The organism is Kitasatospora sp. NPDC093806 (assembly GCF_040683335.1).
Lineage (GTDB): Bacteria > Actinomycetota > Actinomycetes > Streptomycetales > Streptomycetaceae > Kitasatospora.
Genome location: NZ_JBFBDO010000074.1, coordinates 15,151 through 35,939 on the forward strand (window position 1 = coordinate 15,151; position 20,789 = coordinate 35,939).

A 20,789-nucleotide genomic window follows, 5' to 3' on the forward strand; every position below is an offset into this window, starting at 1 on the left:
CGCCGAATCAAAGCTCTCTGACTATGGCTCAGACGAATTCGCCGACCCAGCCGGAGAGTTCGTCCGCAGTGGGCGCCGCGCTCGATCCCGGGCCGGTGGTGGCGATCGCGCCGCAGGCCACCGCGAGGGCGAGGCAGTGCGTCAACTCCCGCCCCGCGAGCAGTCCGTGCACCAGGCCGGCGTTGAAGCAGTCGCCCGCGCCGGTGGTGTCCAGGGCGTCGACGGACGGCGCCGGCCGGTCCTGGCGCTTCCCGTCCCGGACGGCGGCCGCACCCTCGGCGCCGCGCTTGACGACCACCGTCCCGGCGAGGCCGCCCAGCTCGGCCAGCGCCTCGTCCACGGTGGCGGCGCCGGTCAGCCGCAGCGCCTCGACCTCGTTGGGTGCGAAGACGTCGACCAGCGTGAGCGTCTCGCGCACCCCCGGGCTGTCGAGGGTGACCGGGACGTCCTGGCAGTCCATTACCACCAGCGTGCCGAGCTCCCGGGCGACGCGCAGCGCGGCCAGCGCCGTTGCGTCGTACCGAAGTTGCGGCAGCAGCAGCACCCGGGGGCGGTGCGCGCGCACCAGCGGGACGAGCGGCTGCTCGTCCACCGCGTCCTGGTAGCTGATCATGGTCCGCCCGTCCGGCCCGGACAGTGCCGCGGTGACGCTGCGCACCGCCCCCGGGTGGTGCCGGAAGCCGCGCTCGTCCAGCCCCTCCCGGCGGGCGGCGGCCAGCACCTGCGCGCTGAACGGGTCGGTGCCGAAGTCGGTCGCCCACACCACGGCCCGGCCGAGCCGGTGCAGCGCCATCGCCGCGTTGTAGGCCCCGCCCGGCACCAGGTCGAACCCCGCGGCGAACACCTCGCCCCCCGGCCGGAGCGGCTCCGCCAGTCCGCGGAACACCAGATCCGCGAAGTAGGCCCCCGCCACCAGGACTTCACACCGTCGCCCGCTGTCGTTCGTCATCCGGCGAGCTTAGGGCCTGGCCCGGCGGCCCGGGCTCAGTTCTCCAGGAAGATGGTGTCCTCGGGCTGAACGGTCATCCGCACCGCCAGGCCGTCGATGATCTGGACCACGGGCAGCAGGCTCAGCTGCTTGGAGTCCGGCGAGAGGATCTTCACGGCGTCCGCCTTGCCCGCCAGGTAGGCCGGAAAGGTGGTCAGGGACTGCTCGACCAGGTTGAAGTGGTCGACCAGGCGACGGAACAGCTTCGGGAGGATCACCACCTCGGTGAGCGAGGCCATCCCGGTGACCACCGCCCCGCCCGGGGCCGTGGTGGCGTCCAGCGGCCACAGGCCGAGGTTCGACTCCCGGGCCTGCCGGGTGACGGCGGACAGCTCCCACTGGAACTTCTCGAACAGCCCCTTGTAGAACCCCGGGTAGACCAGGCCGGTCCGGAGCAGGAAGTGGTTGGCGGTGGTGCGCAGCCGGTCCACGTCCACGTCGACCAGGGCGCCGTCGTCGCCCTCGGGCGGGATGCCGGTGCCGACGAAGGCGACGCAGCGCTGGAACGGGTCCCCGCCCGTGGTGAGGATCCACCCGGGCGTCTGCGCCGGTTCGGCGGAGACCACCCGCTGCCCGCTGCGCCGGACGTTGCCGAAGCCGAGGAAGGTCAGCAGCTCCTGTGCGGCCTTGTCGCCGAACTCAGCGGGCTGACGGACCCTCGGCCCGGTGCTGTCGTAGTGGGTCTCCAGCGCGTCGACGCCTTGCAGCCGGACCTTGATCTCGCCCTTCTTGTCGACTTCGATGGGCGGCCCCTGGAAATCCTTGAAGACCAGCGGATTGGTGGGGATGAAACGGATGGTGTCGCCGTCCGGCTCGGTTCCGATGATCCGGTACTGGCCGTGCACCAGCAGCATCTTCACGCTATCCATGGCAGCCCCTCGGATGGGAGGGCGGACGCCGCGTACTCCGTCGGCGCACGCCGGTTCGCGCCGGTGAGATCTCACCGCGGGTGACGCCCTCGTCACACGGGCGGCGAAGGCGTCGCCACTGTACGTTCGTCCCCGATCGACTTCAACGACCGCCGCGCCCCACTGGGGTCCACGGGGCTCCGCCGGGCAGACTGGGGCCGTGCAGATTCACATCCAGGCCGTCGACCTGCCGGGGAGCACCTGTGTCGGCGGGCCGGGCTTTCCGGGGTACGCCGGTGTCCAGGTGGCCGTGCAGGGGCGGGGCAGGCCCGAGGTCCTGCTCGATCCGCAGCCCGGGGACGCGGCCGCGGCGGGGTGGGTGCTGGAGTGCCGGGCGAAGCCGGTGGACGGCGGCCTCGACCTCACCGGGCCGTGGATCCAGGGCGGGCCGGGGCGGCGGTTCGTCTACCTGGTCTGGAGCGGTGTCGACGACGAGGGCGCCTTCGGCATGTTCCGCCGCGCGAAGCTGATGCTCGACTCCGTCGACGAGCAGGTGGGCGCGGCCGCCGTCCGCTCCGGAGTGCTGGTGGCGCGGCTCGGGCTGACGGATGTGAAGGGGCACCCGCTGTGCGCGGCCGTGCGCCCACCGCTCGTGGAGTGGTCGGCGGGCGGCGCGGGCTGACGCCGTGGTGACGGGGAGTCCCGTCCCGGGTGCGGCGCGCGATGCCGGCGGTCGCCGAGTGCGGGAGCGTCTTCCCATCCCGGTCCGGGAGGGGCAGGCTGGAGGGGAGGCCGCCCCGCGATCCCGGGAGCGGACTCGGGACAGCGGCCTCGCCGGACCGACGCCCGCCGGGCGACGGGACGGGAGGAAGCGAGATGACTGGACAGGCCGCCACCACGCAGACGCGCTGGCACCTCGCCGGCGACTGGTTCGACACCTGCAAGTGCGCCATCCCCTGCCCCTGCACCTTCGCCCAGCCGCCGACCTACGGCGACTGCGAGGGCGTCCTGGCGTGGCGCATCCGGGAGGGCAACTACGGTGACGTGCGGCTCGACGGCCTCAACGTCATGATGCTGGGGTCCTTCGTCGGCAACGTGTGGACGGGCGAGCACACCGACCCGTACGCCGCCGTCTTCTTCGACGAGCGCGCCGACGAGCCGCAGCGGGCCGCGCTGGGGGCGATCTTCGGCGGGCAGGCAGGCGGGCGGGTGGCCGGCCGAGTTCGGGGAGATGTTCGGCGCCGAGATGCGGGGGATGGAGTTCGCGCCGATCCGGGTGACCGTCGACGAGGACCTCGGCGGCTGGAGCGCGGAGATCCCCGGGCGCGTCACGGCGGTCGCCGAGGCGCTGACCGGGCCGACCACGCCCGAGGGGACCCGGGTCCGGGTCCACAACGCGCCGGGCGCGGAGGTCGGTCCCGGGCAGGTCGCCACCTGGGGCCGGGCGACCATCGACCGGGCGGACGCGTTCGGCTTCCACTGGGACCGCAGCGGACGGTCGAGCAAGCACTTCCCGTTCGACTGGAACGGCCCCGAGGGCTGAGGGGACGGCCGGCGGGTACGCGGGGGGACGCTGCCCCGCGCCGTCACATCATCATGGAGTCGGGCGTCAGCCCCGGGAGCAGCCAGCTCTGGAACGGCGCCAGCACGGCCAGCACCAGGAACGCCACCGCCGTGACCCGGGCGAGCCGCGGCCCGTGCCGCCAGAGCTTCTCCAGGAAGACCACCACCGCGATCGCCGCCATGGCCGCCACGTTCATCACGCCGAGCGGGACCAGCACCACCATCAGCGCCCAGCAGCAGCCCAGGCAGTAGCCGCCGTGGTGCAGGCCGACCCGCAGGTCCCGCAGCGGCGGGCGGTAGTCCGCGTACCGCATCAGCTGGGCCATCGGACTGCGGCAGTGCCGTAGGCACACGTACTTCAGCGGGCCCAGCTGGTAGAGCCCGGCCAGCGCGAAGGCCGCCGCGCCGATCCACTTCCCGGCCGCCGGATCGCGCTCGACCAGGTCGCCGGTGAACGCGAGGCCGCCGTACGCCAGCAGCCCGAACGCCGTCCACACCAGCAGGTAGCCGCCCAGGAACTCGGCGGTCCGGGCCGCCCGTTCGCCGCCGCCGGACTGCCGGGCGATGCCGCGCGCCCAGGTGACGGCGACCGGGGCCACCGAGGGCAGCATCATCGCGGCCATCATGGCCAGCCACAGGACCAGGAACAGCGGCAGCGCCATGCCCATCGTGCCGGGCCCGATCCCCATGTCGCGGGCCTGCCCGACGGTGAACACCCAGGCCAGGGCGGCGATCAGCAGGATCAGGGACCAGGCGAGCGCCAGTTCCCTGGTGGGCATCAGCACCCCGGTGCGCAGCGGCTGCTTCTCGACGGTGACGGTACGCATGGTGCTCTCCTGACTGGCCCTTCCAGCACAGCACAGCCGGGCCGTCGGGAACACCCGGCGGGCGTCGGAAATCGACTCCGGGCCTCTGGCGGGGTGGGCCGGGGGCGGTCACCATGGGCGGCATGCGGATACGGCTCGTGGTCGGTCTGGCCGCGGTGGTGACGGTGGTGCTGTCGTCGGGGTGCGGCGGGTCGGCCGGAGCGCCCGGGTCGTTGGCCCCGCCGCCGCCACCCTCGTCGCCGTCCTGGGAGGACCGGCTGACGGACTGTGTCCTGAGCATCACGCCCTGGCTCCAGACGTACCTGGACGGGGGCACCGACCTCGGCGACTACCAGGAGATGGGCCTGTCCAGCGCCCAGGGCGGTGCGCTGCGCGAGTTGCAGCGGCAGGCCGCCGAGCTCAGGGCGCGCGGGCCGCTGCCGTCCGGCTGGGCCGCCACCGAGGTCCGGCGGGCCTGCGTCGCGATCGTCGCCGCCCGGGCCGCCATGACCGAGCGACCGACCGGCTGGCCGTGAGCCTCCCGGCCGTGAGCCCCCCGGCCGGGGCCGCCGCCGGGCCGCCCGGGGGCGGGTGGCAGACTCGGCCGGGTGTCTCCCAAGAAAATTCGTAGCCAGGGTGGCGGGCCCTTCGCCCGGTTCGCCCGCCGTCCGCGGCAGGCGCTCGCGCCCGTCGGCGGCCTGCTGCTCGCCCTGGCGTTCCCGCCCTACGGGCTGTGGCCGCTGGCCCCGGTCGGGGTCGCCGCGCTGGTCGTGGCGGTCAGCGGGGTGAGCGCGCGCCGGGCCGCGGTGCGGGGGCTGGGCTTCGGGCTCGCCTTCTTCGGCCCGCTGCTGTGGTGGCTGGTCGCCTCGATCGGGTTCCTGCCCTGGCTCGCCCTCGTCCTGGCCGAATCGGCGATCCTCGCCGCCACCGCGGCCGCCCTGCCCGCGCTGCTCCGCCTGCGGTCGTGGCTGTGGCCGCTCGCGGTCGCCCTCTGGTGGACGGCCGGGGAGGCCCTGCGCGGCCGGGTGCCGCTGGGCGGCTTTCCGTGGGGGCGGCTGGCGTTCAGCCAGGCGGACTCGCCGCTGCTGGTCTGGGCCCGCTGGGCGGGTGCCCCCGCCGTCACCTTCGCCACCGCTCTGGTGGGCGCCGTCCTCGCCGCCCTCGTCCTGAACCGCGGTCGGACGGCCCGGCTGCGCGCCGCCGGCTGGCTGGCGGCGACGAGCGCCGCCGCGCTCGTCATCCCCCTGCCCGATCCGGCGGGCGGCGGCCCGGACCGGGCGACCGTCGCGATCGTCCAGGGCAACGTCCCCCGGGAGCGGACCCTCGCCGAACAGGCCCGGGTCGGCACCGTCGCCGCCAACCACGCCGAGGCCACCAAGGCGCTCGCCGACCGGATCCGGCGCGGCGAACTGCCCGCCCCCGACGTGGTGATCTGGCCGGAGAACGCGCTCGACGACGACCCCTCCGGCGATCCGGAACTCGGCCGGCTGGTCGCCGAGGCCGTCGCCGCCGTCGACCGTCCGATCCTGGTCGGCGCCATCCTCGACCGCCCGGGCGGCGGCATGGTCAACGCCGGCCAGCTCTGGCACCCCGGCACCGGCCCCGGCGCCTGGTACGCCAAGCGCAACCTGGTGCCCTTCGGCGAGTACATCCCCGCCCGCGGCCTGCTCGGCGGGCTCGGCAACCTCCAGCTGATCCCGCGCGACTTCAGCCCCGGGACCGGCGCCACCCTGCTGACCGCCGGGCAGGTCCGGATGGCCGACGTGATCTGCTTCGAGGTCGGGTACGACGCCACCGTCCGCGAGGGCGTCCGCGCCGGGGCGAACCTGCTGGTCGAGCAGACCAACAACGCCACCTACATGCGCGACGGCTCCACCGCCGAGACCGAGCAGCAACTCGCCATGGCCCGGCTGCGCGCCGTCGAGCACGACCGCGCCCTCGTGGTGGCGGCGACCAGCGGCGTGAGCGCCGTCATCCGGCCGGACGGCACGGTGGCCCAGCGCACCGGGCAGTGGACCCAGGAGACCCTGACGGCCGAGGTGCCGCTGCGCACCACGGTGACGCCGGCGAACCGGGTCGGCTCCTGGCCGGAGGCAGCGGCGGTGGCGGCGACGCTCGCCCTGCTGCTCGGGAGCCTGCTCAAGGGCCACCCCGGACGACGGCCCCGACCACGGCCCGGACGGCCCGCGGAGGTGCCGGAGAGCGTGCCCGCGCTTACCGGAAACACATACCCGACCCGGGTATAGTGACCGCCATGTGTCCGCCCGCCGCCCTCCCCGCCCACGGGCTCGCCGCCCGGCTGCGGACCGGCGGCCTGAGCGGCCTCGGCGGCCCGGGCGGCTTGGTCGGCTCACGCCGGGCGGTCGAGGCGCTTGCGCGGGCGGGCCTGACGGTCCTCCTCCTGACGCTGCTCGGCCTGATCGGACACCACTCCCTGCCGAGCCCGCTGACGACCACCCGGCACGCCGCGACAGCGACAGCGGCCCCGACACCGGCGGTGACGCACCACCGGCCCGCCGAGTCCGACCACCGCGCGGCGCCGGTGGCGAACCATCCCGCCCAGGCCTGCGCCGAGCACCCGACCTGCTCCTCGACCGTGCCCGCGCGGACCGTCGCACTCGCCGCGCCGCCCCCGGCGGCCCTGGCGGACGGCGGACCCCTCCGGGCCGGTCCGGCCTCGGCCGTCCACCCCGGCGGCCCCTGGCCGACCGCGCCGCCCCCCGACCTCACCGTCCTCTCGATCGCGCGCACATAGCCGCCCCACGGCGGCGCGGAGCGTCCCCGCTCCCGTCGTCGGGCCCGCCATGTCCACCGGCACGGCCGACACCGTGCCGACGCGCGCACACCACGAGGGACCACCATGTCCGAGTTCAGCATCAACCGTCGCTCCGTCCTGCTCGCCGGCCTCGGAGCCGCCGGCACCGGCCTGCTCGCCGCCTGTTCCGGCGGGTCCGGGAAGCCCGCGGCCCCGCTGCTCGCCGACCCCTCCGGCACGCCCGTCGCGCAGGCCGAGGCCCGGCGCGGCGGCACCGGCCGGGAGCGCGCCGCGACCATCACCGCGACCGCCGACACCGTCGACCTGGGTGGCGGCACCACCGCCCGGACCTGGACCTTCGGCGGCGCCCTGCCGGGCAAGGCCGTCCGCACCACCGCCGGTGACACCCTGGTCGCCACGCTCACCAACAACCTGCCCGTCCCGACCTCCGCGCACTGGCACGGACTGGCGCTGCGCAACGACATGGACGGCGTGCCGCCCGTCACCATGGAGCCGGTCAAGCCGGGCGGCAGCTTCACCTACCGCTTCGTCACCGACCGGCCGGGCACCTACTGGTTCCACCCGCACGTCGGCGTCCAGCTCGACCGGGGCCTGTACGCGCCGCTGATCGTCGAGGATCCGAACGAGCCGCTCGGCTACGACGAGGAGTGGGTGGTCGTCCTGGACGACTGGCTGGACGGGGTCACCGGCACCCCGGACCAAGCCCTCGCCGAGCTCCGCAAGGGCATGGGCGACATGGGCGGCATGGGCGGGCACGACATGCCGGGGATGGCGATGCCGACCCCGTCCGGCCCGGCCCCGTCCGGTCCGGCCTCGTTCATGCTCATGGGCGCCACCAGCGAGCTGCTCGGCGGCGACGCCGGCGACGTCGCGTACCCGCACCACCTGGTGAACGGCCGGATCGCCACCGACCCCGAGGTCTACAGCTCCAAGCCCGGCCGCCGGGTGCGCCTGCGGATCGTCAACGCCGGCGGCGACACGGCCTACCGGCTCGCCCTCGGCGGCCACCGGCTGACCGTCACCCACACCGACGGCTTCCCGGTCCGGCCGGAGGAGGTGGACGCCCTGCTGATCGGCATGGGCGAACGCTACGACGTGCTGGTCACCCTCCGGGACGGCGTCTTCCCGCTGACCGCGCTCGCCGAGGGCAAGGACGCCACCGGCAGGGCGCTGGTCCGCACCGGCGGGGGCGAGGCGCCGTCCGCCGCGATCCGCCCGGCCGAACTGAACGGCCGGATCCTCGGGGCCGCCGACCTGCGGGCCGCGGACGAGGTCCGGCTGCCGGCTCGCACGCCCGACCGCACCCACCGGATCGAGCTGACCGGCGGCATGGCCAAGTACGACTGGGCGCTCAACGGCCGGCCCTTCGACATGACCGACCCGACCGCGAACCCCTTCCTGGTCGCCGACGGCGAGCGGGTCCGGCTGGAGTTCGTCAACAAGACCGCGATGTGGCACCCGATGCACCTGCACGGCCACACCTTCCAGGTCGGCGACCGGGGCCCGCGCAAGGACACCGTGATCGTGCTCCCCGGCACCACGGTGACCTGCGACTTCGACGCCGACAACCCCGGCCGGTGGATGACGCACTGCCACAACGCCTACCACGGCGAGGTCGGCATGATGGGCCTGCTCGCCTACCGCGCCTGAGCCGGCACCCCCGGGGCGGCGGGCGCTCGGCCCGCCGCCCCGGGGGCCCGCCCCTCAGCGGCCGCCACCCCCGGCGCAGAGCGCGTGGTCGACCAGGTCGCCGGCCGCCTGCACCTGGGCCAGCACGTGTGCCTCGGAGTCCCCGCGCGCCTCGGACATGGAGACCACGACGCTGCGCCGGCCGTCCTCGGTGACGCCGTTGAGGGTGATGTAGCCGCCGTCCCCGCCCTCGTGGCTCCAGTACGTGCCCCCGCAGGTCAGCGGGCGCTCGACCAGGCCGAGCCCGTACCGGCCGCGGGGCCAGAACTTCTGCGCCGCCGCGCTCACCGGGACGGTCCGCTTCATCGCCGCCAGCTGCCGGGCGGGCAGCAGGCGCCCGCCGAGCAGTGCCCGGAAGAGGGTGTTCTCGTCCCGTGTGGTGGTGACCCAGGAGAGGTTCTCGTGGCCGACCGGGATCTGCTCGGTCACGTCCACCCGGGCCTCGGGTCCGAAGTACTGGTAGGCCCGGGCGTGCGGTTGGGGCAGGGTGGGCGATGCGCCGGTCCACCGGGTCCGGTCGAGGCCGAGCGGACGCAGCACGCGGTCCTCGACCTCCCGGTGGGCCGGCCGGCCGGTGACCTGCTGGATGATCATGCCGAGCAGGACGTACCCGGTGTTGGAGTAGCGCCACTTCTCCTTCGGGGCGGGGTAGGCCATCGCGAGCTCGACCAGTTCCCGGTCGGAGTGCAGGTCGTCGCGCTGCTCCGGGTACTCCTCCGGCGTGGTGTACCCGGGCATGCCGTCGTCGGTGAGGCCGCCGGTGTGCTGGAGCAGGTCGCGGACGGTGATCCGGCGGCCGTCGTGGTGCTCGCCGTGCACCGTGCCCGGCAGCCACCGCTCGACCGTGTCGCGCAGCGAGAGCCGGCCCTCGGCCTCCAACTGGAGGACCACGGTGGCGATCAGCGTCTTGGAGGTGCTGGCCATCCGGAAGTAGCCGTCGGCCGGGACCGGGAGGCCGGTGTCCAGGTCGGCGGTGCCGCTGGTGGCGACCGACTGCCGCCCGTCCGGCGTGACCATGCGGGCCTGCACGCCGCTGATGCCGAGGGCGTGGATCGCCTCGGTGTCCCGGCGCAGCCGCTCGGCGGGGGAGGGACCGGCGGGCCGGGCGACGGCGGTGGCGGCGTTGGCGGCGAGCAGGGCGGCGACGCCGGCCGCGACTGCCAGGCGTTTGCGAAGAGTGGTGGTCATGGCCCGGACGCTAACCAGCTTCGCCCCCGAACGGGCCGGGAGCCGGCGCAGTCCGGGGGCGGTTGGGGGATGTCCCCCAGACGAGGTGGGGGACATCCCCGAGCGCGCCCTCCGGGGCAGAGGTGACGGACGGTCAGTCGACGGTGGGGCTGAGGGTGGTGAGGCGCTTGGTCGCGCGGGTGAGGGCGACGTAGAGGTCGCGGGGGCCGGCGGGGTGGGCGCCGGTGATGGCGGTGGGGTCGACCACGACGGCGGTGTCGAACTCCAGGCCGCGCGCCTCGGAGGCCGGGACCAGGCGGGCGTGGTCGGGGACGCCGGCGGCGGTGAGGTCGGCGAGGGCGGCGTCGGGGCAGAGGACGCCGATCAGCTCGCCCGGGTGGGCCGCCGCCTGCGCGCGGAGCTCGCGGAGCAGGGCGCCGGTGAGGTCGGCGGCCGGCGCGCTGAGGGCGCGCGGCGGTTCGCCGTGCCGGATCGAGCCGATCGGCGGCTGGTCCGGGGCGATCCGGGCGAGCAGCTCGCGGGTGGCGGCGAGGATCTCCTCGGTGGTGCGGTAGCTGACGGTCAGGGTGCGCAGGTCGAAGCGGGTGCCGAGGTGCGGGTCCAGGGCCTCGTGCCAGCCGCGCGCGGTGGTCGCCGGGCCGGCCTGGGCGAAGTCGCCGACCAGGGTCATCGACCGGGCCGGGCAGCGGCGCAGCACCATCCGCCACTGCAGGGCGGTGAGTTCCTGCGCCTCGTCCACCACGACGTGGCCGAAGGTCCGCTTCGGCGGGCCGTCGAGCAGCCCGGCGGCCTCGTCGAGCAGCGGCAGGTCGAGGTCGGTCCAGGGGGCGCCGGGGGTGCGCAGCAGCAGCGCCCGGTCGGCGGCGGCGAACCCGGGCAGGTGGACGGCGAGCGCGTCCGGGTCGGTGAGCAGGGCGTCGACGAGCCCGTCGGGCGTCAGGTGCGGCCAGAGGTCCTCGACCACGCGGTCGACGTGCGGGTCGTCGAGCAGTTCGGCGCGCATCGCGTCGGTGTCGAACCCGGGGGCGGCGGGAACCGACGGCGCGTCGAGGCCGAGGTTGCGCAGGTCCCGGGCGACGACCCGGTCCAGGTCGACGCCGGTCAGCTCGGTGACCTCGGCGTCGATCCGCTCCAGCGTCTCGACGGCGCCCCGGGCCAGGGCGGCGGTCACCGCGTCGACCAGCAGCTCCTTGAACAGCCGGCGGGCCCGGTGGTGCGCGAGGCCCCCGGCCCGGGCGGCCTCCCGGGCCCGGGCGACCTCCGGCTCGGCCAGCCGGACGTCCTCCTTGCCGACCCGGACCTCGAAGTCGCCGTACGGGGCCTGCCGTTCGCGCACCAGGGCGGCCAGCGCCCCGGCGAGCGCGGCGTCACCCTTGAGCCGGGCCAGGCCGGGCCGGGCGTCGACCGCCTCCGCGACCACCCCGGACAGTTCGGCGCAGGTGGCGAGCAGCACGTCGTTCTCGCCGAGCGAGGGCAGCACCTGCGAGATGTAGTCCAGGAACCGGGCGTTCGGCCCGAGCACCAGCACACCCCGCTCGGCGGCCTTGGGGAAGGCGTAGAGCACGTAGGCGGCCCGGTGCAGCGCGACCACCGTCTTCCCGGTGCCGGGGCCGCCCTGGACGACGGTGACGCCGCGGTGCCGGGAGCGGACGATGGCGTCCTGCTCGGTCTGCAGGGTGGCGACCGCGGTGCCCATCCGCCCGGTCCGCCGGGCCTGCAGGGCCGCCGTCAGCGGGCCGTCGCCGATCACGTCCTCGGCGGTGGGCGCGGAGCCGTCGAGCAGTTCGTCGCTCAGCCCGACCACGGTGCGCCCGGTCAGCCGCAGGTGGCGGCGCCGGCGCAGGCCCATCGGGTGGACCGGCGTCGCCTCGTAGAACGACCGGGCCGCGTCGGCCCGCCAGTCCACCAGCGCGGGCAGCTCCTCCTCGTCGCGCTGGAGGCCGAGCCGGCCGATCCGCAGCGCCGTCCCGTCGGACCGGTCGATCCGGCCGAACACCAGGCCGCCCTCGGCCCCTTCGAGGCGCCGCACCTCCCGGGCGAGCCGTTCGGCGGCCAGCTCGCGCTCGTACGCCTCGGCGGCGCCGTCCGCCCGCGTGGCGAGCGTCTCGGCGAGCTGGGCCCGGGTGTCGGCCAGCCGGTCGTCGAAGAGCGCGACGACGGCGTCGACCTCCGTCCGCTCCAGCTCGATCTGGCGTACCACGTTGTCCTCGGCCTGCGGCAAGGGATGCCCTCCTCCTGGTTCGGCCTGCCACTATGCGAGGGTGCGCGCGGAATGTAAATGTTGACGTTCGGGCCCGAATCGTGTCCCCGCCCCGCTTCCTGACCGGACGTCGGCCGCCGGATCGGTGTCCGCGCGGCGTCCTGACGGCGGGCGGACGTCCGGCGGCGGCCGGTCAGGAAGCGCGGGGCGGCCGGTCAGGACTCCTTGACGACGATGGTGCGGGCGGGCTTGTCGTGCAGGCACTGCTGGAGGGGCTTGTCCCACAGCGGCCACAGGACGTTGAGCAGGGCGAACAGCGAGCCGATGCAGTAGACCGCGTTCGGCAGGGTGTAGATCGCCGCGCGGATCAGCAGCGAGTTGTCGGCCGGCTTGCCGCCGTGCGCGAGGTCGACGACGCGGAGCTTCATCACCTTCTTGCCGACGGTCTGGCCGTTCTGGGTGAGCAGCATCGCCGCCTCGTAGCCGAAGGCGAGCAGACCGGCCACGACGTAGTACAGCAGCGAGGCGCCGAGGACGGCGAAGACCAGGATGGTCGGGATGATCAGGACGCCGACGTCGATCAGCCGGGCCAGCAGGCGCTCCCCGATCGGGGCCAGCTGCCGGCTGCCGGGCACCGGCGGGCCGGCGTACGGGCCGGGCTGGGGGAGCCAGTGCGGCCACGGGCCCTGGGGCTGCTGGCCGTAGGGCGGCGGGGGAGTGCCGTAGCCGGGCTGCCCGGGCTGGCCCGGCTGCTGCTGGGCGTAGGGGTCCTGCTGCCCGTACTGCGGCTGCTGCTGGCCGTACGGGGGCGGGGGCTGCTGGCCGCCGTACGGCTGCTGGCCGTAGGGGTTGGGCTGGTTGGGCTGGCCGTACGGGTTCTGGCCGTATCCGGACGGGTCGTTGGTGCTCATCGTGAGTGGTTCCCTGCCTCGGCGATGGTGATACTGCTGTTCTACCGAGACGGCACCGACCGCCGGAAGGCGAGGGGGCAATCGTTATCGATCAGCAGCGGCAACAATCGGCGACGGCAGCGGCGGCGGCGGGGGTCAGGACGGGACGGCGGGCTGCTGCTGGGTGGCGCAGTGGATGCCGCCCCCGCCGGCGGCGATGTGATTGATGCTCACCTGGGTGACCTTCCGGCCGGGGTGGAGCTCGCCGAGGACCCCGGCCGCGCGGTCGTCGGCCGCCCGGTCGCCGAACCGGGGCACGATCACGCCGCCGTTGACGACGTAGTAGTTGAGGTAGGTGGCGAGGAAGTCCTTGCCGTAGCCCTCGATCTGATCGGGGTCGGGCTCGGTCAGCTCGACGATCCGCAGCTTGCGGCCCTTGGCGTCGGTGGCGGCGTCGAGGACGCCGCGGGCCTGGTCGGCGGCGGTGGTCCAGACGTCCGTCGGGGTGCCGGGGAAGGGCCGGTGCAGGACGACGGTGCCGGGTTCGGCGAAGCGGGCGAGGGCGTCGATGTGGCAGTCGGTGATGTCCTGGCCGGCCACGCCCTTGATCCACAGGACCTTCTCCACACCGAGGAGTTCCTTGAACGCGGCCTCGATCTGGTCGCGGGTCTTCCCGGGGTTGCGGTTGTCGTTCACCCACGAGCTCTCGGTGGCCATCAGGGTGCCCTCGCCGTCCACCTCGATGCCGCCGCCCTCGCCGGTGACGGGGGCCTGGACGCGCGGGATGCCGTAGTGCTCCAGGAGCTTGCGGGCGACCTGGCTGTCGTTGGCGTGGGTCTGCTTGTTGCCCCAGCCGTTGAAGTTGAAGTCGACCCCGGCCAGGCCCTGCGGGCCGAGGACGAAGGTCGGGCCGGTGTCGCGGGCCCACAGGTCGTCCACCATCAGGTCGAGCACCTCGACGGTGGAGCCGCACAGCTGCCGGGCCTGCTCGGCCTGGTCGGGGCGGGCCAGCAGGACGACCGGCTCGTAGCCGGCGATGGCCTGGGCGAGGCCGGCGATGTCCTGGCGGACGCCGGGGAGTTGGTCGCCCCACACCTCCTCCAGGGCCGGCCAGGCCATGAAGGTCCGGGTGTGCGGGCGGGACTCGGCCGGCATGGCCGCCCGGGCGGCGGCCGACGGGGTGCCGGCGGGGCTCGCGGGGGCGGTGCCGGCGGCCGTGCTCGGACCGGGCTCGGGCTCGCCGGAGCCGGAATCGTCGGCGGAGGAGCAGCCGGCGGCCAGGGCCAGCGCGGCGAGGCCGGCCCCGGAGCGCAGGAGGGAGCGGCGGGACGGCAGCGGACGGTTCGTCATGGGACCTCGTTCCCGGGAGCTGGTGAGGGACGAGTCCGCACGATACGGACAAAACGCCCGGACGGCGGCGTGGCGCACGCCGCCGTCCGGGTGAAAAAACCGCGTCCTACAGCGCGCGCCGTGCGGCCGCGATCCGCTCCGGGTCCCAGCCCGGGCGCGGCACCGACTCCAGCAGCAGCCGGGTGTACGGGTGCTGCGGCGCGGCGAGGACCTCGGCCGTCGCGCCCGCCTCGACGATCCGGCCGTGCCGCATCACCACCACCCGGTCGGTGACGCAGCGCACCACACCGAGGTCGTGGGTGATGAACAGGTAGCCGATACCGGTCTCCGCGCGGATCCCGTCCAGCAGGTTGAGCACCTGTGCCTGGACCGAGACGTCCAGCGCGGCCACGGCCTCGTCCAGCACCATCACGGCCGGCTCGACCGCGAGCGCCCGGGCGATCGCGACGCGCTGGCGCTGGCCGCCGGACAGCTCCCGGGGCAGCGCCTCCGCGGCCCGGGTGCCGAGACCGACCTGGTCCAGCAGTTCCTTGATCCGGCGGGCGTGGTCGCCGCCCGGGAAGTGCAGCCGCAGCGTCTCCCGCAGCACCGTCGCCACGCTGGTCCGCGGGTCGAGCGAGAGGTACGGGTCCTGGAAGACCATCTGCACCTCGCGGGCCCGGGCCAGCCGTTCGGCGCGCCCCCGGACCCGGCCGGTGCGCGCCTGGCCCCGGAACAGCACCCGCCCCTCGTCGGCCTGCTCCAGACCGACGACGATCCGGGCGGTGGTGGTCTTGCCGGAGCCGGACTCGCCGACGATGCCGAGCGAACCGCCCGCCGCCAGCGTGAACGACACGTCGTCCACCGCCCGGACGGCGCCGAAGGACCGGCAGAGCCCGGCCACCTCCAGGACCGGACTCGCGGCCGGGGCCTCAGACATCGCGGGCGTCGGGTGCGTCGGGTTCATCGGCGGCATCGGCGGCGCTCCCTTCGAGCAGTTCGCTGTGGTGGCAGGCGGCCAGGTGCCCGGGCCGGCCGGGGGCGGGCCGCGGCGCGGGGGCCTCGGTCCGGCACCGGTCGGTGGCGAACCGGCACCGCTCGGCGAACGCGCACCCGGTCAGCTCGACCCGGACGTCCGGCGGCTGGCCGTCGATCGCGGCGAGCCGGCCGGGCTGCGAGTCCAGCCGCGGGGTGGAGTCCAGCAGGGCCGCCGTGTACGGGTGGCGGGGGCGCTCGAAGAGCTCGGCGGCGGGCCCGGTCTCGACGATCCGGCCGGCGTACATCACGCAGACCCGGTCGCTGATCGCGGCGGCCAGCCCGAGGTCGTGCGTCACGAACAGCAGGCCGGTGCCGAAGCGTTCGCGCAGCCGGTCCAGCAGGGCGATCACCTCGGCCTGGCTGGTGACGTCGAGCGCGGTGGTGGGCTCGTCGGCGAGCAGCAGGACCGGGTCGCCCATCAGGGCGGCGGCGATCATCACGCGCTGCAGCATGCCGCCGGAGAGCTTGCCGGGGTAGCTGCGCATCACCTTCGGGTCCAGGCCGACGGCCGTCAGGAGCTCGGCGGCGCGCCGCTCCGCGTCCGGGCGGCTCATCGCGCCGGTGAGGCGGACGCTCTCGGTGAGGAAGTCGCCGATCCGGCGCAGCGGATTGATGGCGGCGCGCGGGTCCTGGAAGATCATCGCGGCCCGGCCGGTGCGCAGCGCGCGCAACTGCTCGCCGTTCATGGTGAGGACGGACTCGCCGGCCACCCGGACGGTGCCCTCGGTGGCGGCGCCGGGCGGCAGCAGACCGAGGGCGCTGCGCGAGGTGAGGCTCTTGCCCGAGCCGGACTCGCCGACCAGGGCGACGGTCTCGCCGGGCGCGACGTCGAGGTCGACCCCGTCGAGCACCGGGCGGGCCGCGCCGGGGAGCCGCAGCCGCAGGCCGCGGATCTCCAGGGCGGTGGACACGTCCGTGGACGCGTCGGTGGACGGGGCACCCGTGGGTTCGGTCATTGGTTCCTCCCGGCGACCCGGTCGGCCCAGCGCTCGCCGACGACGTTGAAGGCGACCACGGTCAGCACGATGGCCACGCAGGGCAGGATCGCCGACAGCGGGTAGCCGGCCTGGACGGCGGTCTGGCCGTCGAAGACCATCCGGCCCCAGTCCGGGGTCAGCGCCGGGACGCCGAGGCCGAGGAAGGAGAGGCCGGCCAGGTCCATCAGCGCGTAGCCGAAGTTGACGGTGGACTGGGCGAGGACGATCGGGGCGATGTTCGGCAGTACGTGCCGCAGGCAGATCTGCAGCCCGGAGTGCCCCTGGACCTGGTACGCGCTGACGTACGGCCGGCGGCGTTCGGCCAGCACCAGCGAGCGGGTGAGCCGGCTGACGTAGGGCAGGTAGGCGACCGCGAGGGCGAGCACCGGCGCGAGCAGGCCCTCGCCGTACACCGAGACGATCAGGATGGCCAGCAGCATGCCGGGGAAGGCGAAGACCAGCTCGGTGCCCCGGGAGAGCACCGCGTCCAGCCGACCGCCCCGCCAGCCGGCGGCGAGGCCGACGGCCACCCCGGCGACGGTGGAGAAGACCACGACGCCGAGCGGGCCGAGCAGCGAGGTGCGGGCGCCGGTCAGCAGCCGGGCCAGGGTGTCCCGGCCGGCCGCGTCCGCGCCGAACAGGTGCTCCGCCGAGGGGCCGGCCAGGGCGTTGCCGAGGTCGACGGCGTTCGGGTCGGCGGGCGTGAGCCAGGGGGCGAGCAGCGCGCCGAGCACCACCAGGACGGCGAAGCCGAGGCAGGCGGCGTACAGCGGGGCGCGGGCGGTGCGGATCCGGCCGAGGCCGGGCCGGCGGGTGAGGACGGCGCTCATGCGTCCGCCCTCCGCTCACCGAGGGTGACCCGGGGGTCGACCAGCGGGTGGAGCAGGTCCACGATGAGGTTCACCACCATGAAGAGGGCGACGATCAGCAGCGAGACGGCCTGGACGGTCGGGAAGTCCTTGGTCGTGGTGGCCAGTTCGAGGAGCTGGCCGATCCCGCCGACGCTGAACGCGGACTCCACCAGGATCGTGCAGACCAGCAGGGTGGAGACGATCAGGCCGCCGGCGGTCAGCACGGTGCCCAGCGAGTTGCGGAACACGTGCCGCCGGATCACCTCCCGCTCCGGGACGCCCCGGCTGAGTGCCACCGTGACGTGCTCGCCGTCGAGCGCCTCCAGCATGGCGGCCCGGGTGACCCGGGCCAGCATGCCGATCAGGTAGAGCGCGAGCGCGACCGAGGGCAGCGCGAGGTGCCAGACCATGTCGAGCAGGCCGTCCCCGGCGCCGCCGCTGGGGAACCAGCCCAGCTTCACCGCGAACAGGCCCTGCAGCAGGACCGCCGCGACGAAGGAGGGGGTGCCGACCGCTACCGTGGTGGACACCAGGATGGCGGAGTCCACCGCGCCGCCGCGCACCGCGCCGATCCAGCCGAGCAGCAGGCCGACCACCGCGACCACGACCAGGGCCATCGTGACCAGCAGCAGCGTGGCCGGCAGCCGGTCGGCGAGCAGCCGGGAGACGTCGGTGCGGTAGGTGATCGAGCGGCCGAAGTCGCCCTGGACGACCTGGCCGAGCCAGCGCAGGTAGCGCACCAGGAACGGGTCGTCCAGGTGGTACTGCTCGTTGATCGCCGCCAGGGCGGCCGGGGAGGCGGACCGCCCCGAGAGCAGGAAGCTCGCCGGACTGCCCGGCGCCAGGTAGAGCGCGCCGAAGACCACGAACGAGGCGCCGAGCAGGGTGACGGCCATCTCCAGCAGCCGTCGGCCGGCGAATCTGAGGAAGCTCACCGGGCGGCCCCCACATCGGCCGCCCACGGGTGGTACAGGTAGGAGATGGTGGTCGGGGCACCGGTGATCCGCTTGCCGAGGAAGACGGCGGTGGGCCACTCGGCGACCGGGATCCACAGCAGCTGCTCGGACGCGGTCCGCTGCAGCTTGGCCTCGACGACGGCGCGCTCCGTCGAGTCGGTGGCGGCGATGGCGTGGTCGACCAGCTCGTCGTAGGCCGGGTCGCTGTAGCCGCCGAAGTTCTGGTACGCGCCGGTCTTGAAGTTGGCCAGCAGGTCGAGCGGGTCGGTGATGGAGTCGTAGTACGTCTCCGGGAACATGTCCAGGCCCTCGCGCGCCTTGGGGTCGGTGAACAGCGAGGTGAAGGCGTTCGGGGCGATCGTCTTCAGCCGGACGTCCAGGCCGATCTTGGCGCCCGCGGCCTGCACGGCGGTGGCGAGCAGCGCGACGTCCTGGCCGATGGTGCTGGTGGCGATGGTGAGGGTGCGCCCGGTCGCGCCGGCCTCCTGGACCAGGGCCTTGGCCTGGTCGATGTCCTGGGCGGTCGGCGTCAGGTGCGTGAAGGCGTCGGAGCGGACGTGCTCGGGGGCGCCGGCCCAGGCGGCCCGGGTGGTGAGCGAGCCGGTGACGGTGCCCGCGCCGCCGAGGCCGGTGCGCACGAAGCCGGAGCGGTCGAGAGCGAGCGACAGCGCGCGCCGGACCCGGACGTCGCCGAGCGGGCCCTGCAGGTTGGTGACGTTGACGTTGACGGTGCTCAGGCCCTCGCCGAAGTAGAGCGTGCCGACGCCGCTTCGGCGCAGCCGCTCGTAGCTCTCGGTGGGGATCAGGTAGCCGCCGTCGACCTCGCCGCTGAGCAGGGCGTTGGTGCGCGCGGACGGGTCGGTGAGGAAGTTGAACACGACCTTGGCGGACTTCGCCTTGGCGCCCCAGTAGCCGTCGAAGCGCTGGAGCTCGATCGACTGGCCCTTGTTCCAGGCGCCGAGCTTGAACGGTCCGGTGCAGTCCAGGCCGCCGCTGGTGCCGTAGTCCCGGCCGGCCGCCTCGACGCCCGCCTTGGCGGCGACCACCCCGGCGGCGGTCGCCATGTACTGCGGGAACTGGGAGTCGGGCTGCTTGAGCTTGACGGTGACCTGGAGCGGGCCGGTCTTGGTGATCGTGTCGACGTTCTGGAACACCTGCGCCCAGGCGGCCGCGTTGTCCGGGTTGGTCTGCCGGCCCAGGCTGTACACCACGTCGTCGGCGGTCATCACCGAGCCGTCGTGGAAGCGCACGCCGGAGCGCAGGTCGTAGACCCAGGTGGTCGGGTCGGGGCTGCTCGCCTTCTCGGCCAGCCCGGGGGCCAGGGTGAGCTGGGGCGTCCAGCGCATCAGGCTCTCGCAGACGTTGGAGAGGACCGTGTTCTGCGGGTAGTCGAAGGCGGCGGTGTAGTCCAGCGTGGGCGGCTCCGCGTACAGGGCCCAGCTGAAGGAGTCGAGCTCGCCCTTGGCCGGCGGGGTGCCCGGCGACAGCTCGACGGTGGCGGTGTCCGAGCCGCCGCGTGGTGGGCCCGAACAGGCGGCCACCAGCGCGGCGGTGGCGAGCAGCGCGGTGGCGAGGAGCCGCCGTCTGCGGGTGGGGGTGCGGTGCATGAGGGTGGGAGTTCCGTTTCGACGGGACCGGCGTGGGCTCAGCGTGCGCTGGGGAGCTGCTGGGTGATGCAGTGGACGCCGCCGCCGCCCCAGGCGAGCGCGCGGGCCCGGACGCCGACCACCTTGCGGTCGGGGTACGCCGCGGTGAGGACGGCGAGGGCGCCCTCGTCCTCCGGGTGGTCGGCGACCGGGACGATGACCGCGCCGTTGGCCAGGTAGTGGTTGAGGTACCCGACCTCGACCTCCTGGCCGCCGATCTCGACGAACGCCGCCTGCGGCACCTCGACGATCTCGAACGGGCGGCCCTTCGCGTCGGTGCTCGCCTCCAGCACGGCGCGGTTGGCCCGCATCCGGGCGTAGTCGGGGTGGGCGGGGTCGGCCGGGAGCTGCACCACGACCCGGCCGGGGGCGGCGAACGCGCAGACGCCGTCCACGTGGCCGTCGGTCTCGGTGTCCAGCAGGCCGCCGTAGGGCAGCCAGATCACCTTGCTGACGCCGAGCCGGGCCTTGAGCTCGGCCTCGATCTCCTCGCGGCTCATCCCCGGGTTGCGGTTGGGGTGGAGCAGGCACTGCTCGGTGGTGATGAGGGTGCCCTCGCCGTCGACGGTGATCGCGCCGCCTTCGAGGATCATCTCGGAGCGGACGGCGGGGACGTCGAGCTGCTCCAGCAGCAGCGAGCTGATCCGGTCGTCGGCGTCCCACGGGTGGTGCTTGCCGCCCCAGGCGTTGAAGCGGAAGTCGACGCCGGCCCGGCGGCCGGTCTCGTCGAGCACGAAGATCGGCGCGGAGTCGCGGAACCAGGAGTCGTCGATCGGCAGTTCCAGCACGGTGATGTCGCCGGGGCCGCACAGCTCGCGGGCCTCCTCGCCGTGGCCGGGCGGGGCGACCATGGTCACCGGCTCGAACGCGGCGATGGCCCGGGCCACGGCGGCGTACTCCTGCTTGGCCTCGGCGAGGACGGCGCCCCACAGTTCCGGGCGGGTGGGCCAGGCCATCAGGCAGCCCTGGTGCTCGGTCCACTCGGCGGGCATGCGGTAGGTCATGGTGGTTCTCTTCCTGGTTCGGGAGGGTTCGGGAGGGGGT

General features: G+C 74.6%; 18 protein-coding genes and 1 pseudogene. 6 read left to right on the forward strand and 13 right to left on the reverse strand.

Going from position 1 to position 20,789, the window contains the following annotated elements; translation table 11 throughout:
• Positions 1 to 28: 28 nt before the first annotated feature.
• Both AB0N76_RS27840 and AB0N76_RS27845 read right to left on the reverse strand, forming a co-directional pair.
• A complete protein-coding gene (locus AB0N76_RS27840) occupies positions 29 to 949 on the reverse strand; it encodes a carbohydrate kinase family protein (protein WP_363561579.1) in 921 nt (306 codons plus the stop codon).
• Positions 950 to 984: 35 nt separating this feature from the next.
• Positions 985 to 1,857, reverse strand: a complete 873-nt coding sequence (locus AB0N76_RS27845; RefSeq protein WP_363561581.1) for a nuclease — start codon at positions 1,855 to 1,857, stop codon at positions 985 to 987.
• Positions 1,858 to 2,056: 199 nt separating this feature from the next.
• Here AB0N76_RS27845 and AB0N76_RS27850 point away from each other — a divergent pair, with 199 nt between their 5' ends.
• The gene (locus AB0N76_RS27850; RefSeq protein WP_363561583.1) at positions 2,057 to 2,518 is read left to right on the forward strand and encodes a DUF5990 family protein; all 462 of its coding nucleotides are present in this window, start codon (positions 2,057 to 2,059) and stop codon (positions 2,516 to 2,518) included.
• Between the two features lie 194 nt (positions 2,519 to 2,712).
• Positions 2,713 to 3,379: pseudogene (locus AB0N76_RS27855) on the forward strand (DUF1326 domain-containing protein).
• 43 nt (positions 3,380 to 3,422) lie between these two features.
• Here the strand turns inward: AB0N76_RS27855 and AB0N76_RS27860 are convergent.
• Complete coding sequence (locus AB0N76_RS27860) at positions 3,423 to 4,226, reverse strand: DUF2182 domain-containing protein (RefSeq protein ID WP_363561585.1); 804 nt, start codon at positions 4,224 to 4,226, stop codon at positions 3,423 to 3,425.
• Between the two features lie 122 nt (positions 4,227 to 4,348).
• On the opposite strand from AB0N76_RS27860, the gene AB0N76_RS27865 reads away from it, so the two are divergent.
• From AB0N76_RS27865 to AB0N76_RS27880, 4 genes are all read left to right on the forward strand, one after another.
• Positions 4,349 to 4,741 (forward strand): hypothetical protein, encoded by a 393-nt coding sequence (locus tag AB0N76_RS27865; protein WP_363561586.1) that lies wholly within the window; start codon positions 4,349 to 4,351, stop codon positions 4,739 to 4,741.
• A 72-nt stretch (positions 4,742 to 4,813) separates the two neighbouring features.
• A complete protein-coding gene (lnt, locus tag AB0N76_RS27870; protein ID WP_363561588.1) occupies positions 4,814 to 6,451 on the forward strand; it encodes an apolipoprotein N-acyltransferase in 1,638 nt (545 codons plus the stop codon).
• 8 nt (positions 6,452 to 6,459) lie between these two features.
• Entirely contained in the window at positions 6,460 to 6,960 is a 501-nt protein-coding gene (locus AB0N76_RS27875) for a hypothetical protein (RefSeq protein WP_363561590.1), read from the forward strand.
• Between the two features lie 105 nt (positions 6,961 to 7,065).
• Positions 7,066 to 8,631 carry a multicopper oxidase family protein gene (locus AB0N76_RS27880; RefSeq protein ID WP_363561592.1) on the forward strand — a complete coding sequence of 522 codons (1,566 nt, stop codon included), beginning with the start codon at positions 7,066 to 7,068 and terminating at the stop codon, positions 8,629 to 8,631.
• Between the two features lie 54 nt (positions 8,632 to 8,685).
• Here the strand turns inward: AB0N76_RS27880 and AB0N76_RS27885 are convergent, their stop codons facing one another.
• From AB0N76_RS27885 to AB0N76_RS27930, 10 genes are all read right to left on the reverse strand, one after another.
• Positions 8,686 to 9,858, reverse strand: coding sequence for a serine hydrolase domain-containing protein (locus tag AB0N76_RS27885; RefSeq protein WP_363561594.1), 1,173 nt, complete (start codon positions 9,856 to 9,858; stop codon positions 8,686 to 8,688).
• A 133-nt stretch (positions 9,859 to 9,991) separates the two neighbouring features.
• Positions 9,992 to 12,079 (reverse strand): AAA family ATPase, encoded by a 2,088-nt coding sequence (locus AB0N76_RS27890; protein ID WP_363561596.1) that lies wholly within the window; start codon positions 12,077 to 12,079, stop codon positions 9,992 to 9,994.
• Positions 12,080 to 12,273: 194 nt separating this feature from the next.
• Positions 12,274 to 12,969, reverse strand: a complete 696-nt coding sequence (locus tag AB0N76_RS27895) for an RDD family protein (RefSeq protein WP_363561598.1) — start codon at positions 12,967 to 12,969, stop codon at positions 12,274 to 12,276.
• 135 nt (positions 12,970 to 13,104) lie between these two features.
• The gene (locus tag AB0N76_RS27900) at positions 13,105 to 14,298 is read right to left on the reverse strand and encodes an agmatine deiminase family protein (RefSeq protein WP_363561600.1); all 1,194 of its coding nucleotides are present in this window, start codon (positions 14,296 to 14,298) and stop codon (positions 13,105 to 13,107) included.
• Between the two features lie 106 nt (positions 14,299 to 14,404).
• On the reverse strand, positions 14,405 to 15,217 hold the full coding sequence (locus AB0N76_RS27905; protein ID WP_363561602.1) for an ABC transporter ATP-binding protein: 813 nt from the start codon (positions 15,215 to 15,217) through the stop codon (positions 14,405 to 14,407).
• Positions 15,210 to 16,271: an ABC transporter ATP-binding protein gene (locus AB0N76_RS27910; RefSeq protein WP_363561604.1), complete on the reverse strand. Its 1,062-nt coding sequence runs from the start codon at positions 16,269 to 16,271 to the stop codon at positions 15,210 to 15,212. The genes AB0N76_RS27905 and AB0N76_RS27910 overlap by 8 nt, the downstream gene beginning before the upstream one ends.
• Complete coding sequence (locus AB0N76_RS27915) at positions 16,268 to 17,122, reverse strand: ABC transporter permease (RefSeq protein WP_363561606.1); 855 nt, start codon at positions 17,120 to 17,122, stop codon at positions 16,268 to 16,270. Before AB0N76_RS27915 ends, AB0N76_RS27910 begins: the two co-directional genes overlap by 4 nt.
• On the reverse strand, positions 17,119 to 18,078 hold the full coding sequence (locus tag AB0N76_RS27920; RefSeq protein WP_363561608.1) for an ABC transporter permease: 960 nt from the start codon (positions 18,076 to 18,078) through the stop codon (positions 17,119 to 17,121). The genes AB0N76_RS27915 and AB0N76_RS27920 overlap by 4 nt, the downstream gene beginning before the upstream one ends.
• Positions 18,075 to 19,706 carry an ABC transporter substrate-binding protein gene (locus AB0N76_RS27925; protein ID WP_363561610.1) on the reverse strand — a complete coding sequence of 544 codons (1,632 nt, stop codon included), beginning with the start codon at positions 19,704 to 19,706 and terminating at the stop codon, positions 18,075 to 18,077. The genes AB0N76_RS27920 and AB0N76_RS27925 overlap by 4 nt, the downstream gene beginning before the upstream one ends.
• A gap of 38 nt (positions 19,707 to 19,744) precedes the next feature.
• A complete protein-coding gene (locus tag AB0N76_RS27930) occupies positions 19,745 to 20,749 on the reverse strand; it encodes an agmatine deiminase family protein (protein ID WP_363561612.1) in 1,005 nt (334 codons plus the stop codon).
• Positions 20,750 to 20,789 lie beyond the last annotated feature (40 nt).

Excerpts from the sequence above, each read along its gene's own strand:
- AB0N76_RS27840 (WP_363561579.1), bottom strand. The coding sequence starts at position 949 with ATGACGAACGACAGCGGGCGACGGTGTGAAGTCCTGGTGGCGGGGGCC.
- AB0N76_RS27845 (WP_363561581.1), bottom strand. The coding sequence starts at position 1,857 with ATGGATAGCGTGAAGATGCTGCTGGTGCACGGCCAGTACCGGATCATC.
- AB0N76_RS27860 (WP_363561585.1), bottom strand. The coding sequence starts at position 4,226 with ATGCGTACCGTCACCGTCGAGAAGCAGCCGCTGCGCACCGGGGTGCTG.
- AB0N76_RS27865 (WP_363561586.1), top strand. The coding sequence starts at position 4,349 with ATGCGGATACGGCTCGTGGTCGGTCTGGCCGCGGTGGTGACGGTGGTG.
- AB0N76_RS27875 (WP_363561590.1), top strand. The coding sequence starts at position 6,460 with ATGTGTCCGCCCGCCGCCCTCCCCGCCCACGGGCTCGCCGCCCGGCTG.
- AB0N76_RS27880 (WP_363561592.1), top strand. The coding sequence starts at position 7,066 with ATGTCCGAGTTCAGCATCAACCGTCGCTCCGTCCTGCTCGCCGGCCTC.
- AB0N76_RS27885 (WP_363561594.1), bottom strand. The coding sequence starts at position 9,858 with ATGACCACCACTCTTCGCAAACGCCTGGCAGTCGCGGCCGGCGTCGCC.
- AB0N76_RS27895 (WP_363561598.1), bottom strand. The coding sequence starts at position 12,969 with ATGAGCACCAACGACCCGTCCGGATACGGCCAGAACCCGTACGGCCAG.
- AB0N76_RS27900 (WP_363561600.1), bottom strand. The coding sequence starts at position 14,298 with ATGACGAACCGTCCGCTGCCGTCCCGCCGCTCCCTCCTGCGCTCCGGG.
- AB0N76_RS27905 (WP_363561602.1), bottom strand. The coding sequence starts at position 15,217 with ATGTCTGAGGCCCCGGCCGCGAGTCCGGTCCTGGAGGTGGCCGGGCTC.
- AB0N76_RS27910 (WP_363561604.1), bottom strand. The coding sequence starts at position 16,271 with ATGACCGAACCCACGGGTGCCCCGTCCACCGACGCGTCCACGGACGTG.
- AB0N76_RS27915 (WP_363561606.1), bottom strand. The coding sequence starts at position 17,122 with ATGAGCGCCGTCCTCACCCGCCGGCCCGGCCTCGGCCGGATCCGCACC.
- AB0N76_RS27925 (WP_363561610.1), bottom strand. The coding sequence starts at position 19,706 with ATGCACCGCACCCCCACCCGCAGACGGCGGCTCCTCGCCACCGCGCTG.
- AB0N76_RS27930 (WP_363561612.1), bottom strand. The coding sequence starts at position 20,749 with ATGACCTACCGCATGCCCGCCGAGTGGACCGAGCACCAGGGCTGCCTG.